Here is a 13,760-nt window from a genome sequence, read left to right on the forward strand (position 1 = left end):
AAAGAGGAAAAGCTTTGTTTGCTTTTCCTCTGGATTTATTTATTGTTTTCAAGGTACTTTTCCCATAACTCATCAAAGATGTCCATGTTGCTTAAATAGTCAGCATTCATTTCTAAATAAGAAGAAAGTTCATGATAATCCTCGGTTTGTTTTGGAAACTGAATATCTTTGGCCGCTTCATTGGCAAAATCAGTTTCAGGATCTTTAGCCGGACCTTTTAATGTCATTAAGTAATGGTAAAAGCTTCGTCTCATGTAAATTAGTCACTCCATTTTTCTTCGATAAATTCACTTCTACGTTGATGGGACAATCCATAACGCAAAGCGTCTTTTTTATAAAAGTCTTGATGGTATTCTTCAGCAGGATAAAATGGTGCTGCTGGTTCGATGGTGGTAACAATTGGTTCTGTAAAACGGCCGCTATTAGCTAGACGTTCTTTACTTTTCTCAGCAGTTTCTTTTTGTTCTTGAGAACGATAAAAAATAACTGGCCGATAATTATCGCCGCGGTCTTGAAACTGACCGAAAGCATCAGTAGGATCCGTTTGTTGCCAATAAATCTCCACTAATTGTTCGTAAGAAATAATCGCTGGATCAAAAGTGATTTCTACTGCTTCCGTATGGCCTGTTGTGTGTGTTAGAACCTGTTCATATGTTGGATTAGGCACGTGCCCACCTGTATAACCCGAAACAACTGAGATAATTCCTGGTTGTGTATCAAAAGGCTGCACCATACACCAGAAACAGCCGCCTGCAAAAATTGCTTTTTCTTCCATCTCTAACACTCCTTTTTTATTTCTCTTTTGGCAAGTATATATTCATCCGAATGTCATCGTCAACTAAATTAATCTTTTCTGCTCGAACAAATAGACCATTTTGCATTCTAAACTGATCTAAACGTAATAAAACAGTTTGATCATCTGGATTGATTTCAACCCATTTAGGTAGTTTGTAAGAACGTTTAGCAAATTTCAATACTTCTTTAATTGGCAAGCCTAACGTTCCTATAGACAAACTTTTTGCTTTTAATTGTACATTACCATTCGCCATCACGTAAGGATCAAAATATAAGTAAAAAGGAATGTCATGCCCTAACACCTGAAATGTTCCATTTAATAAAGCATCATTTTCTAAATAAAATTTATATTTGATCTCCGAACCTTTTTGAAAGTCGGCTAAATAAAAGTCAATCAGTTTGTTCACTTGTTGTTTTTTTGACTGAATGGTGACCACTGGCTCGCCTTCTTTTTCAACAATTGCTGGTATTTTCTTTAAATCTGGTTCGCGAACTTGTGTTGCTCGAAATGTCACGAAAGCTACACTACCAATGACTAAACCCACTAGAACAAGAAAAGCGATTTTCCAGGGATTTCGTTTAAGATTGGTTGGTTGTGTCTTTTTAATTGATTTACTTGTTTTTGGCTTTTCTTCATTCATTTTATTCACTACCTTCTGATTTGGTTATCCATTCTTTCTCTGTCTTGACCATTTCATCCCGGACAGCTCCGGCCATAATTTGGTAGCCAAGATTATTCGGATGGAAGCGATCTTCTTCATATAACAAATTGTTTAAATCCTCTTTGCTAGCACTACTTCCTGTAGTTTCTGAGTCATCACCAGTTACGCCAACTTCATCGCCACGACCTTTATAGAGTAAATCATTGATAGGAATGAAATAGGCTCGTTTTTGCTCTTGAACCATTTCTTCGGTTGCTTGATTCCAGTTATCAACGATTTCTTGCATTTCTGTAATTTCGGAAAAGTTTAAGTAGAAGGGATTGTAAATTCCTAAGACATAAATAGGGGCCTTCTCGTTGTACTCTCGGATTTCTTCAAGTAGTCGTCTTACTCGGCGTTGATAGGCTTTTTGTGGACGATTGAACGAGCTGACTTTCAAGTCGAAAATATTACTACTAATTACTTTCATTAAGTCATTTCCACCAACCGTTAGCGTAATCACGTCCGCAGAGGCAAGGCCCTTTTGAATTTCAGGTTTTTCTTTGATTCGTTTTAAAATTTGGTCACTACGATCCCCATTTTTCCCAAAATTGTCTGTTTGAACACCGTTCAAGTTGTAGTGTTCTTTTAAATCATCTGCCACAATAGGAACAAAACCTCCACTATTCGTCAAATCGCCAATTCCTTCAGTTAAAGAATCACCGATAGCTGTATAATGAATGACTTCTTTTTGATTTTTTTGAGCAGTTGTGGCCACTTTCTCTTGCTTTAATAGTGGCTTTGCTTTGGGGATGGCCACACTTAACAATGTAAAAACACCTAGCGCAATGAGGATAGGTGTTAAGACGGTCAGCAAAATATGCTGTGTTTGTTTTTTCATCTTCGTCACTTCCTTTTAAATAAACCAACAAGAAATTTTCCTTTTCTTGTTAGAAAGAGGTTGCGTCTACTCATTTAAGAGTGAGACCCAACCTCGTTATTTCTTAGTCTGTATAGTACATAATAGCAAAGGCATTTTTTCCTGTATGTGTTGCAATGACTGGATTCGTATGTAATACGGGAATATCCATGTCTTTAAAGATTGCTTGTAATCCTTCTTTGAATCCATTTGCTAGTTCTAGCCCATCCGCATGAGAAATGCCAATTTGTCGAACATTTGGAATCTTACTTAATTCTGATTTCAATTCGTCAAACCATTTATTAAACGTTTTAACGCCGCGGCCTTTCGCTACAGGAATCAATTCCGTATTTTCAAAGTCCATGACAACTTTCATATTAAAAATGTTTGATAATAATCCTGTTGTACGGCTGATTCGTCCACCTTTAACCAAATTATCTAATGTTGAAATGCCAATGTATAATTTAGTATTTTGTTTGACGCGTTCAATTTCAGCTAAAATTTCTGGAACACCCGCTCCCGCTTGTGCCAATTTTGCTGCTTGAATGACTTGGAAAGACAAACCTTGGTCTGTAAAATCGCTATCAATCACCGTTACTTTACTTGATGATAAGTTGCTAGCTTGACGGGCCGCTTCAACCGTTCCACTTAAGCCTTTTGTCATGTGAATCGAAATTACTTCACTGCCATCTTCACCTAAGCGATCATATAATTCTACAAATTCACCAATTGGTGGTTGACTCGTTTTGGGTAAGGCCTTCGCATTAGCCATCATGTCCATAAATTTTTCGCCTGGCAAATGATCATCATCTGGATAAACAACGCCATCAACCATAATTGATAAAGGCATCATATGGATATTTAATTCATCTCTAAGACTTTTTTCCATCGTACATGAAGAATCCGTTACGATTTTAACGTTTGTCATAAATTTATCACTCTTTCTTTAAAAGGAACCTGTTTTCATGGTAGAATACCATTAAACGGTTAATTATCTAGTTATAGTATAACAGACACTGCCGAATTTTTCATCAAATTAAAATAAAGGAAGTGAATTTATTGGAAAAAACGCATTTCTCAAAAAAATACCTAATCGTGAACGAAGTCTTAAATGCAGTTACACATGGCATAGGCGCAGGTTTAAGTATTGCTGGCTTAGTCATTTTACTTGTTAAAGGAGCTCGTTTAGGCTCACCGATTCACGTGGTATCTTATGCTATTTATGGCTCCATGTTGATTCTACTTTTTTTATCTTCAACGTTATTTCATAGTTTAATTTTTACAAGAGCCAAAAAGGTCTTTCAGGTCTTCGATCATAGTTCTATTTTCTTATTGATTGCTGGCAGCTATACGCCGTTTTGCTTAATTAGTATTGGCGGTTGGTTAGGTTGGACCTTATTTAGTTTAGTCTGGTTAATCGCCATTGTCGGTATTGTCTATAAATCCCTCACGTTGCATAAACAAGAAACAGTGAAAAACATTTCAACGATTATTTATATTGTTTTAGGTTGGCTCTGTATCATCGCTGCTCGTCCGTTATATGAATCTCTTGGGTTTACAGGAACAGCGTTATTGGTCGCAGGGGGCGTGTCTTACACATTAGGTGCAGCCTTCTATTCATTGAAAAATGTGCGGTTTATGCATGTAGTTTGGCACTTGTTCGTCATGCTTGCAGCGATCCTCATGTATTTTTCTGTTCTCTTTTATACGTAATCACAGCACAATAAGAACACGATGCTTTGAGCATCGTGTTCTTTTATTGCCCTAAATCTCTTTATTATAAAGGAATATTCTTCTTTTCGAATTATTTTAACATAAATTAGTAGAAAAGACTTTACAAAACGAACATACATTCGTATAATAAAAATACGAACACTCGTTCGAATCAAATGAAGAGGTGATACACATGGAAGCAATTCGTCGTGTTGGATTTTTATTTTTTGTATTGGTTATAGGTATTTTTTTGGGAACATTAGGATTACGTCTTGCTTTTATGATCGTGACGCCGTTATTTATTCTTTGGTTTATGTCATGGGATGAGAAGCGTTATACACGTAAACAACAGCAAGCAAGATACGTTTATCGTAAGTTCCCTTAATAAATAATAAAACGGTGTGTTCCCCCCAAGCTATGCTCCGTTTTTATAAATATGTCAAAGAAAGAGCGAAGGATTAAATCCTTCGCTCTTTCTAATTAAATTAGATTAGTATTCCATTAAGGTAACAATATCGTAGCCATCAATTTTATCGCGGCCATGTAAATCCATTAATTCAATTAGGAACGCACAACCAACCACAATACCACCTAATTGTTCGACTAATTCGATGGTTGCTTTAATTGTACCACCAGTTGCTAGCAAGTCATCACAAATCAAAACACGTTGGCCTGGTGTGATGGCATCTTTGTGCAACGTTAATGTATCTGAACCATATTCTAAGTCATAAGTCACTTCGATGGTTTCACGAGGAAGTTTTCCTTTTTTACGAACCGGAGCAAAGCCAACCCCTAGTTCATAAGCCACTGGACAGCCGACAATAAAGCCACGAGCTTCCGGTCCTACAACCATATCAATTCTTTTTTCTTTCGCGTAATCCACGATTTGTTTCGTTGCTTCACGGTAGGCATCCCCATTAGCCATTAATGGAGAAATGTCACGGAACACGATCCCTTTCTCAGGATAATCTGGAATGCTTGCAATGTAATCTCTTAAATCCATTTTTATTTGTCCTCCTCATTCCACAGCCATTGTTGTATTGTTTGACAATCACTGTAAAGTAGAAATTCTTCTGTTTTTATTTTTTTCAATCGTTGTTGGTACACTTGACTTTCAGTCAATGGTCGATTGTCGGGTTTCTCAATACTGTTTAAAACACCGCTTTCTATTGTAACAAATCCTAAGTCAAAAAACACCTGTATCATGAAAATTAATAATTTTTCTTGGATATTTAAGTAATTTGCCACCTTCGATAGCTGGGAACGTAGATTTACTTCTTTTTGCTGCAAAATAAATTTATACAATGTTGCAAATTGTTCACGTGAAGCCATACCGTTTAAATAAGCTTCTTCTGGTGAAATAAACATCATGTATATACGTTGTATCTCAGTTGCTTCAACAATTTCTTTAACCGTGATTGCTTCCACAGGACAGTCGACAAAAACCAGTTGTTCGATTTGATTTTGAGAAACAGCTTCCACCAATTCTTCTTGGTTTGACCAAACAATAATATTAGCGGTTGGATCTGAAATGAATTTTTGATTTTTTTCATCAAACAAAAGATAAGCTGTTGCTTCTGAAGGAATTGGTTTCGTTTGATTATTTTTGCCACGAAAATCAAATAATTGTCTTCCCGATACAGCAAAATCAGTCACCATTAATTGTGGTTTCTTACGACCATTCCATTCATTGATGGAAAGTTGGCCTGCCACATCGGAGGTTCCTTGTGCTAGTTCATCCGCTTGAGGCCCCATTTGAAAAGCAATTGCATCCAATTGTGCCCCTTCTTGATTCATTTGAAATTTCAGATGTGCATTATCTGCACCAATTTGACGAATTTGCGTAGGCGTGATTTCCTTAAATACAAAAGTTGGAACAGTATTATCGGTCCCGAAAGGCGCCAAAATACGCAATTGATCAATAAAAGTAGTCGTGGCCTGCGAAACCGCTAAGCTCTCACTAATGAGCAACTCTTGTCCATTAGCCATATCAATTTGATTTTTTTCAATAAAGTGTGCCAAATGTTCTTGAACAAAAGGAATATTTTCAACAGGCAAAGTCATTCCCGCTGCCATATGATGCCCACCAAAATGAGTGAATTGCTCACGCACTTCGTTCAACGCCTCATAGAGATTCAATGCGCTAATGCTACGTCCAGAGCCTTTAGCGGTCGTACCAGATTCATCTATTGCTAAAATAATGGTTGGTTTCCCTGTTTCTTGCATAATGCGGCCCGCGACAATCCCCAAGACGCCTTCATGCCAGCCTTGTTTCGCTAAAATATGGACCGGCGCATTCGGGTCGATTAAATCCAGGGCTTCTTTGGCAATCGTCGTTACAATGTCTTTTCGTTCATTGTTTTGTTGATCAATATATTTAGCGATTTCCAGCGCTTGCTCTTCATCAAATGTAGTCATTAATTCAACACCTGGTGCGGCTTCCCCTAATCGACCTAACGCATTTAAACGAGGTCCGATGGTAAAGCCAATTGATTCTTCTGAAACAGCTTCCTTTTTCACACCCGCTTCTTGTAGTAAAACGTCTAAACCAATTCGATCACCAGTTTGAATCATTTGAAGGCCCATTTTGACAAACGTTCTATTTTCATCGGTTAATGAAACCAAGTCAGCAATTGTCCCAATTGCTACCAAATCTAATAACTCAATTGGCAATTCACCAAGTAACGCAGTAGCGACTTTGAAAGCCACGCCAACACCAGCTAAATCTCCAAAAGGATAGTCTCCTTGCGGATGTCTAGGGTGGACAATCGCATAGGCTTCTGGTAATTGTTCAGGCAATTCATGATGGTCAGTAACGATTACATCTACCCCTTGAGCCATAGCGTAGTTAATTGCTTCATGTCCAGATACACCATTATCAACGGTTACAATTAATTGGACTCCTTGTTCAATTTGTTCAGCAAATACGTCTTTATTAGGCCCATATCCATGAACAAAACGATTCGGTAGAAAGTACTGAACCATGCCACCGACTAATTCGATTGCTTCTTTCATAACCGTGGTACTAGTGATGCCATCTGCATCATAATCCCCATAGACAAGGATTTGTTCACCCGCTTCGACGGCTTGCTGGATGCGGGCTACCGCTTTCTCCATATCATGCATTAAGAACGGATCATAAATATCTTCGATAGTCGGATGTAGAAACTTACGTAATGCTTCTTCTGTCCGGATATTGCGGTGCCATAAAAGTTGGCCAATTAATGGATTAATTTGTTCTTTTTTTAATTGTTCTATAAATTCTACAGGTAATTCTGTCTTTGTCTGTAACTGCCATTGATAGTTTGATTTTTTCACGACGTCACTCCTAACCAAGTAATTATAGCAAAATTTTTCCAAAAACTAAAGAAAGCATTTTTTTAAATCAGAGAAAAAAACTGTGATATCTGTTAGATAAATAGCAGATATCACAGTTTTATTTTAAAAGAAACTTAGCGATAAAGTCTCTTCCTTATTTTTGTTCCTCTTCATTCACACGAGGTTTCACATAACGATCAATACGACTACCTGACACAGGCGTTGCGTCTACTTCTGTGTTTGATGTTTGTTCGTTGACCACTGGTTCTGCGACTTGTGGTGCTGCCGCTTGTTTGGCTTGCAAATCAGCCAATTGATTATCAAAAGAACGTTGAACTTTTTCCGTTTCTTCTTTGACTAATTTATCCATATCATTTTTATAAATATCCAACTCTTTTTGTACAGCTTTTAATTCCTTACGTTGGTTCCAAATGGTGGTTGTGGAGGTTAGTAACCCAACTAGTGCGCCAATAATTGCAGAACCTAAAATAATTAAGATTAACGGTCCACTAATTTTAGTAAAACCAAAGTTTACTGGAACAGCTTGATTATTTAAAACAGCAAAAATAACAACAATTAAGACCAACACAAGGCCCAAAATAACACGCCATTGATTTTTCATGACTTGATCGACTCCTTTATTTTTTATTTAAAATATTTCCCGCTATGAAATCTCCTAAATGTGGAAACAATGTATAAAAGCGGGCAGCTGCTTCCATGACAAACGGACGATTAATCTCACGTCGAGAAGTCCCCATACTCCCAACCACTTCTTTCGCTAATTTCGTAGGGGCTAAAACAATTTTATCCACCGCAGCTAGATAAGTGCCTGTCGGGTCCGCCTTATCAAAGAATTCTGTTTGGATTGGTCCTGGATTGACAGTCGTTACTGCTACACCCAACGGTTTCAATTCTAAACGTAAAGCATTTGAAAAACCTAACACAGCAAATTTCGTTGCAGAATAAACGGTTGATTTAGCTGTAGCCATCTTCCCAGCCATTGAAGCAACGTTGATAATATGTCCTTGCCCAGCTTCAATCATTTTAATAGCTACTTTTTGAGTAAACGTCATCATTCCTAGAACGTTGACATCAAACATTTGGCGTGCAACAGCCAAGTCAATTTCAACAAAATTTTCAAACAAGCCAAAACCAGCATTGTTGACTAAAACATCTATAGAACCAACTTCTGCTGAAATAGCTTCAACCACACGTTCAACACTTTCTGGATCGGCAATATCTAATTGATAAGAAAATGCTTCTCGTCCGCTTAAAGCGGCACACTGCTCGCGAACTTTACCAATCAAATTAATTCTGCGGGCGCAGACAACGACGACCGCTCCTTGTTTAGCTGCTTCATAACAAATTTGTTCACCTAAACCAGCTGAACCTCCAGTTACGACAACGACTTTATTTGTTAAATCCATCTAAGCTCCTCCTTCATTGGCAAATGGAATCTCAATGATATCCATATCTTTCACGATTTTTGTATTGGGGAAAATTTCTTGGGCTTCTTCTTGAAGCTGATAGGCCTCTTTGGTTAAATAACGGGCACTAATATGCGTTAAGATAAGTTGTTTTACTTGCGCTTCTTTTGCAACTTCAGCTGCTTGTTGACTGGTTGAGTGGAAGTAGGCTTTTGCCATTTTTGCTTCGTGTTTATTAAACGTACTTTCATGGACTAAAACATCCGCTCGTCGTGCTAAAGTTACACTATTTTTGGTTTTGCGAGTGTCTCCTAAAATCGTCACGATTCGCCCAGGTTTACGCTCTCCCACAAACGCTTGTCCATTAATTTCCTGTCCATCAAAAACAATCGTTTCACCACGTTTGAGTTTGCCATACAATGGCCCAGAAGGAATCCCTAAAGCTTGAAGTTTCTCTACTTGTAATTCTCCTTCATGCGCTGCTTCCTCAATTCGATAGCCAAAGCTCGTGATGCCATGGTCCAAGATATTACAGCGAACAGTGAATTGTTTATCTTTAAAAATAACGTCATTTTCTTTCGTTAATTCAATAAATTTCAGTGGATAGGACAACCGCGATTGCGAGACCCGTAAAGAAGTCTTGACAAAGTCAGCAACCCCAACTGGTCCATAGATTTCTAAAGGTTCTGTCCCGCCCTGAAAAGAACGACTACTTAACAAACCAGGTAAACCAAAAATATGATCCCCATGTAAATGTGTAATAAAAATCTTTTCAATTTTTCTTGGGCGAATACTACTTTTTAAAATTTGCAATTGAGTCCCTTCACCACAATCGAAGAGCCAAACTGCATTTCGTTCATCTAATAATTTCAACGCAATTCCTGTGACATTGCGATGTTTTGCTGGTACACCAGCGCCTGTTCCTAAAAATTGTATTTCCATCTGCTACCATACTTTCTTTTAAACTTCCTTTTTATTTTAGAAGAAGTTTGCTCCTTTAGCAAATAATAATTTATCTATTTTCTCAAAGTTTTCTTCTTAGTTTACCGTATTTTACGATAAAATAACAAAAAATTAGCAAACTACCATAAAAAACCGTGATTTCTTAGTATTTTAAAAGACTGTTTCCCTTTATTCAGAAAACAGTCTTTGCTCCTTATTCTTCTTTCGATGTCGCTTCTTTATGTTGTTCTTTTTTTGCTTGCCACGATTGTTTCGCTTCATTTGCAACTTCGTTCGCATCGTTAATTTCTTGTTGGACTTCCTCTAAATCAAGCCGCGTGATTTCGCCACCTAAGTCAAACATAACCAATTGGTTGAGCGGACGATTGTCTTCTTCTTCTGCAATTAATAACAATCCCGTTTGTCCTTCATCAATCTTTTGAATCACATGTTCAAAAACCGTTTGTGCTTCTTGAATTTCTTTGGCGTCTTTGCTTGCACCATACATACTTCCAGCAAACCAGCCAAAAAGAATGCCCAGAGGACCACCTAATATGCCTACTAGCATCCCAATCATGCTATCTTTTGATGTATGATTGTTGCCTGTAAAATCGATAAAATCATTGATTTTAAATTGATGCTGGCCATCATTAACATGCGTAACAACCGCCATTTGCTCACCTTTAAGCTGTCTTTCTGCCTGCATCTTTTTTATTTCGGAAAATGCTTGGTACGATTTACTTTCAATATCAAAGTTCATAATGATAATTCGTTTTGCCATACAAATCGCTCCTTTATTCTGGATACATCTATTTTAGCAAGAAAGGCTTGTCTCTAGCAATGAAAACTTTTTGGTTATGTATAAAAAAAGAAGATAGCTAGGCTACCTCCTTGTTAATGCTTATTTACCATCAAGAATATTTAAACGGACCTTTTTCGGACCATCGATACGTACACTATAAACAATTGTCCGAATTGCTTTTGCAACACGCCCTTGTTTACCAATGATACGTCCAATATCTTCTTTGGCCACAGTCAAATTATACTCGAGGAAATCAGTTGATTCCTCAATTTCTAATGAGACTGCTTCAGGTTGACTGACTAACGGACGGACAATAGTTAAAATTAACTCTTTCACATCTGCCATATTCAATCACCTTATTTCTTAACGTTTTTAGCTTCATGATGTTTTTTCATAACGCCTTCTTTTGAAAGGATGTTACGAACTGTATCAGAAGGTTGCGCACCTTTAGATAACCAATCTAAAACTAAATCTTCTTTTAAAACTACTTCTGCAGGGTCTTTCAAAGGGTTGTAAGTACCTACAGTTTCGATGAAACGTCCATCACGAGGAGAACGAGAATCAGCTACTACAATACGGTAAAAAGGACTCTTTTTAGAACCCATACGTTTTAAACGAATTTTAACTGCCATTATTAAATACACCTCCATTAACTTAATCACAAGAGTTAGTTTAACAGATTAACAACAACCTGTAAAGAGTTTTTTCTTGACACCTTTACTTTTTTTCAATTTTTTTAGCCAATTTGCAGGAAAACAAACGAAATAATGAAGAATTTTTACAAAATTTGATAATAGTTGTACTGGTTTCTCACTTGAAAGCCTTCTGTTTGATAGAGATGAAGCGCTGCTTGATTTTCTGTTTCAACTTCTAAAAAAATAGTCGCTGAAGCTGAATTTTCTAAAATCATTCGGAGCGCAGACTGTAACACTTGACGGCCAAGACCGCGACCTCGTTGCGTTTTTGTCACAACAAAGCCATAAATCCCCCATTCGTTTTCAAAATGATCCAAACGTAGCGTGGCTAAAAGTTGATTGTTTTCTTTATAAATAAGTGTTCGTTGAAGGTCCTCCGGCAAAGGCGTACCTTCTAGTAACCTAGCCAAGGAATCCAAATCAGCCACTTGCGGTCGGAGAAGTGTCAGCTTCGCCAACTCCTGTGAGTATGTTTCTCTTTGAAAAACCAGATACTGTTCTGAAAAAGCTGGCACAATTCCTTGTCTATTAAAATAATTCAGGCCAACAGATTGCTTGTCTTCCATCACGAGAAAGACTTCTTTCATTCCCCACAAAGCTGCTTGCTTTTCGAGTTCTTGAACAAGTTCTTCAAAAAATGGTCCTACATTTGGCGCAACAATCGTCGCTTCCAAGGTTTCCCCATCAAAACAATACCCTACGATATACGCTTGAATGGCTTGTCCCTTCCTGTATAAACCATAATTAGTATAAGCTGATTCCTCAGGAAATGTTTGTTCCAATTTATAAAAAGTTCCTTGTTTAATCATTTCCTTGTTTCTTAATTCAGTCAATGTTTGTTTCTCCGACGGTGTTAATTGTCGGCGCCAATTTATTTTTTTATTCAAGCAGTTGCTCCTTTACTCATCCTTTTACTAGCTATTATACGTGAAGTTACGAAGTTCAACAATGTACAAGGATAAAACGTTTGCGCTTTTTTCGAAAAAGTACTATCATAAAGTAAGTAAAAGAAAAATGGAGGGATTTACATGACAAAAAAAATTGGTATTTTTGTAGGGAGTTTAAGAAAAGATTCATTTAACAAATTGGTAGCAAAAACAATGGCGGACTTATTTCCAGCTGATTTCGAACCTGTTTTTATTAACATTGGTGATTTAGAATTATACAATCAAGATTTGGATGATGAAGGAACCCCCACTGAAGCTTGGACAACATTCCGTGAAGAAGTTAAACAAGTAGATGGCGTAATGTTTGTAACACCAGAATATAACCGTTCAGTACCAGCTGTTTTAAAAAATGCATTGGATGTCGGTTCACGTCCGTATGGCGAAAGCGTTTGGGATAAAAAACCAGGACTTGTGGTGAGTGTTTCACCAGGTGCAATTAGCGGATTTGGTGCGAACCATCATTTAAGACAATCATTAGTATTCTTAAATGTTCCAACTTTACAACAACCTGAAGCCTATATTGGCGGCATTACGAACTTAATTGGTGAAGATGGTAAAATTATTGATGGCACTGTTGGTTTCTTACAATCAATTGTAGATGCTTACGTGGATTTCTTTAATCGCTTAACTGCCTAATTGAATCAATCGAGAAAAAGTGAGGCAACTTTTTACAGGTTGTCTCACTTTTTTTATTTTTTTGCTTGACCCTCTCGTTACGTAAAGGTTTATGATAGATTTTGTCAGGAGGAATGAATGATGGAATATACAATTAAAAAAATGGCTTCACTATCTGGCGTCAGTGCACGGACGTTAAGATATTATGATGAAATTGGTCTTCTTCAACCAGCCAGAATTAATTCTTCTGGTTATCGAATTTACGGGCAAGCCGAGGTGAATCGTTTGCAACAAATTCTTTTTTACCGTGAATTGGATCTGAAACTAGATGAAATTAAAGAAATTTTGGAGCAACCTGACTTTAATGTTGAACAGGCTTTATACGAGCATCAACAAAAACTATTGGAAAAGCGCAATGAAATTGATCGTCTTTTAGCCTCTGTTCAACAAACCTTACACCATTACAAAGGAGAGATAAACATGTCAGATCAGCAAAAATTCGAAGCATTCAAACAACAAAAAGTTCAAGAAAACGAAGAAAAATATGGTAAAGAGATTCGGGAAAAATATGGCAACGAAACGATTGAACAAGCCAACAAAAAATATTTAAACTTGACGGAAAAAGACATGCAAGCAATGCAGAACGTGGAAAAAGATTTATTTTCTAAGTTAGCCATGTATCAAAAATCACCCAAGTTGACTAGTCAACTTGCGCAAGAAATTTTCCAATTACACAAAGATTGGTTAATGTACTCTTGGTCAAGCTATTCGCCAGAAGCACACAAAGGGTTAGGCCTTATGTATGTTGGCGATGAACGATTTACGTCATATTATGAACAACACGGTGCTGGTTTTGCCGAAGCGTTAAACGCAATTATCCAAAACTACGCTTAAACAGAAAGTGCGCCATCAGTCGAAGAGACTGATGGCGCACTTTCTGTTTCTT

At 37.3% G+C, this 13,760-nt stretch carries 18 protein-coding genes; 4 read left to right on the plus strand and 14 right to left on the minus strand.

The genetic code is table 11. From position 1 onward, the window contains the following. Positions 1-35: 35 nt before the first annotated feature. The 5 genes from IGL36_RS07000 to IGL36_RS07020 form a co-directional block, all read right to left on the minus strand. On the minus strand, positions 36-254 hold the full coding sequence (locus IGL36_RS07000) for a YozE family protein (protein WP_002357449.1): 219 nt from the start codon (positions 252-254) through the stop codon (positions 36-38). Positions 255-259: 5 nt separating this feature from the next. Further along, a complete protein-coding gene (gene msrA, locus IGL36_RS07005; protein ID WP_002398324.1) occupies positions 260-775 on the minus strand; it encodes a peptide-methionine (S)-S-oxide reductase MsrA in 516 nt (171 codons plus the stop codon). Between the two features lie 16 nt (positions 776-791). Further along, positions 792-1,445 (minus strand): YpmS family protein, encoded by a 654-nt coding sequence (locus tag IGL36_RS07010; protein WP_002357446.1) that lies wholly within the window; start codon positions 1,443-1,445, stop codon positions 792-794. Further along, entirely contained in the window at positions 1,438-2,337 is a 900-nt protein-coding gene (locus IGL36_RS07015) for an SGNH/GDSL hydrolase family protein (protein ID WP_002398325.1), read from the minus strand. Before IGL36_RS07015 ends, IGL36_RS07010 begins: the two co-directional genes overlap by 8 nt. 103 nt (positions 2,338-2,440) lie before the next feature. Beyond that, a complete protein-coding gene (locus tag IGL36_RS07020; protein ID WP_002357444.1) occupies positions 2,441-3,283 on the minus strand; it encodes a DegV family protein in 843 nt (280 codons plus the stop codon). 131 nt (positions 3,284-3,414) lie between these two features. On the opposite strand from IGL36_RS07020, the gene trhA reads away from it, so the two are divergent. Then, positions 3,415-4,068 carry a PAQR family membrane homeostasis protein TrhA gene (trhA, locus tag IGL36_RS07025; protein ID WP_002357443.1) on the plus strand — a complete coding sequence of 218 codons (654 nt, stop codon included), beginning with the start codon at positions 3,415-3,417 and terminating at the stop codon, positions 4,066-4,068. Positions 4,069-4,261: 193 nt separating this feature from the next. After that, complete coding sequence (locus IGL36_RS07030; RefSeq protein WP_002391783.1) at positions 4,262-4,453, plus strand: hypothetical protein; 192 nt, start codon at positions 4,262-4,264, stop codon at positions 4,451-4,453. A gap of 105 nt (positions 4,454-4,558) precedes the next feature. Here the strand turns inward: IGL36_RS07030 and IGL36_RS07035 are convergent, their stop codons facing one another. From IGL36_RS07035 to IGL36_RS07075, 9 genes are all read right to left on the minus strand, one after another. Further along, positions 4,559-5,071 (minus strand): adenine phosphoribosyltransferase, encoded by a 513-nt coding sequence (locus tag IGL36_RS07035; RefSeq protein ID WP_002357441.1) that lies wholly within the window; start codon positions 5,069-5,071, stop codon positions 4,559-4,561. Positions 5,072-5,073: 2 nt separating this feature from the next. After that, entirely contained in the window at positions 5,074-7,386 is a 2,313-nt protein-coding gene (gene recJ, locus IGL36_RS07040) for a single-stranded-DNA-specific exonuclease RecJ (protein WP_002391781.1), read from the minus strand. A gap of 154 nt (positions 7,387-7,540) precedes the next feature. Continuing rightward, the gene (locus IGL36_RS07045; protein ID WP_002357439.1) at positions 7,541-8,008 is read right to left on the minus strand and encodes a LapA family protein; all 468 of its coding nucleotides are present in this window, start codon (positions 8,006-8,008) and stop codon (positions 7,541-7,543) included. Positions 8,009-8,024: 16 nt separating this feature from the next. After that, positions 8,025-8,813, minus strand: a complete 789-nt coding sequence (locus IGL36_RS07050) for an SDR family NAD(P)-dependent oxidoreductase (protein WP_002365721.1) — start codon at positions 8,811-8,813, stop codon at positions 8,025-8,027. Beyond that, entirely contained in the window at positions 8,814-9,755 is a 942-nt protein-coding gene (rnz, locus tag IGL36_RS07055) for a ribonuclease Z (RefSeq protein WP_002361891.1), read from the minus strand. It abuts the gene before it with no gap. Positions 9,756-9,969: 214 nt separating this feature from the next. Next, positions 9,970-10,536 (minus strand): hypothetical protein, encoded by a 567-nt coding sequence (locus IGL36_RS07060; RefSeq protein WP_002357436.1) that lies wholly within the window; start codon positions 10,534-10,536, stop codon positions 9,970-9,972. A 120-nt stretch (positions 10,537-10,656) separates the two neighbouring features. Further along, on the minus strand, positions 10,657-10,902 hold the full coding sequence (locus tag IGL36_RS07065) for a KH domain-containing protein (protein ID WP_002357435.1): 246 nt from the start codon (positions 10,900-10,902) through the stop codon (positions 10,657-10,659). A gap of 11 nt (positions 10,903-10,913) precedes the next feature. Then, the gene (gene rpsP / locus IGL36_RS07070; RefSeq protein WP_002357434.1) at positions 10,914-11,189 is read right to left on the minus strand and encodes a 30S ribosomal protein S16; all 276 of its coding nucleotides are present in this window, start codon (positions 11,187-11,189) and stop codon (positions 10,914-10,916) included. Between the two features lie 146 nt (positions 11,190-11,335). Then, positions 11,336-12,139, minus strand: a complete 804-nt coding sequence (locus tag IGL36_RS07075; RefSeq protein WP_289861551.1) for a GNAT family N-acetyltransferase — start codon at positions 12,137-12,139, stop codon at positions 11,336-11,338. A gap of 141 nt (positions 12,140-12,280) precedes the next feature. On the opposite strand from IGL36_RS07075, the gene IGL36_RS07080 reads away from it, so the two are divergent. Both IGL36_RS07080 and IGL36_RS07085 read left to right on the plus strand, forming a co-directional pair. Continuing rightward, positions 12,281-12,835: an NADPH-dependent FMN reductase gene (locus tag IGL36_RS07080; RefSeq protein WP_002357432.1), complete on the plus strand. Its 555-nt coding sequence runs from the start codon at positions 12,281-12,283 to the stop codon at positions 12,833-12,835. 117 nt (positions 12,836-12,952) lie between these two features. Next, positions 12,953-13,708, plus strand: a complete 756-nt coding sequence (locus IGL36_RS07085) for a MerR family transcriptional regulator (protein ID WP_002357431.1) — start codon at positions 12,953-12,955, stop codon at positions 13,706-13,708. Positions 13,709-13,760 lie beyond the last annotated feature (52 nt).

The organism is Enterococcus sp. AZ011, assembly GCF_050548355.1.
In the GTDB taxonomy this organism is placed as follows: Bacteria; Bacillota; Bacilli; order Lactobacillales; family Enterococcaceae; genus Enterococcus; species Enterococcus faecalis.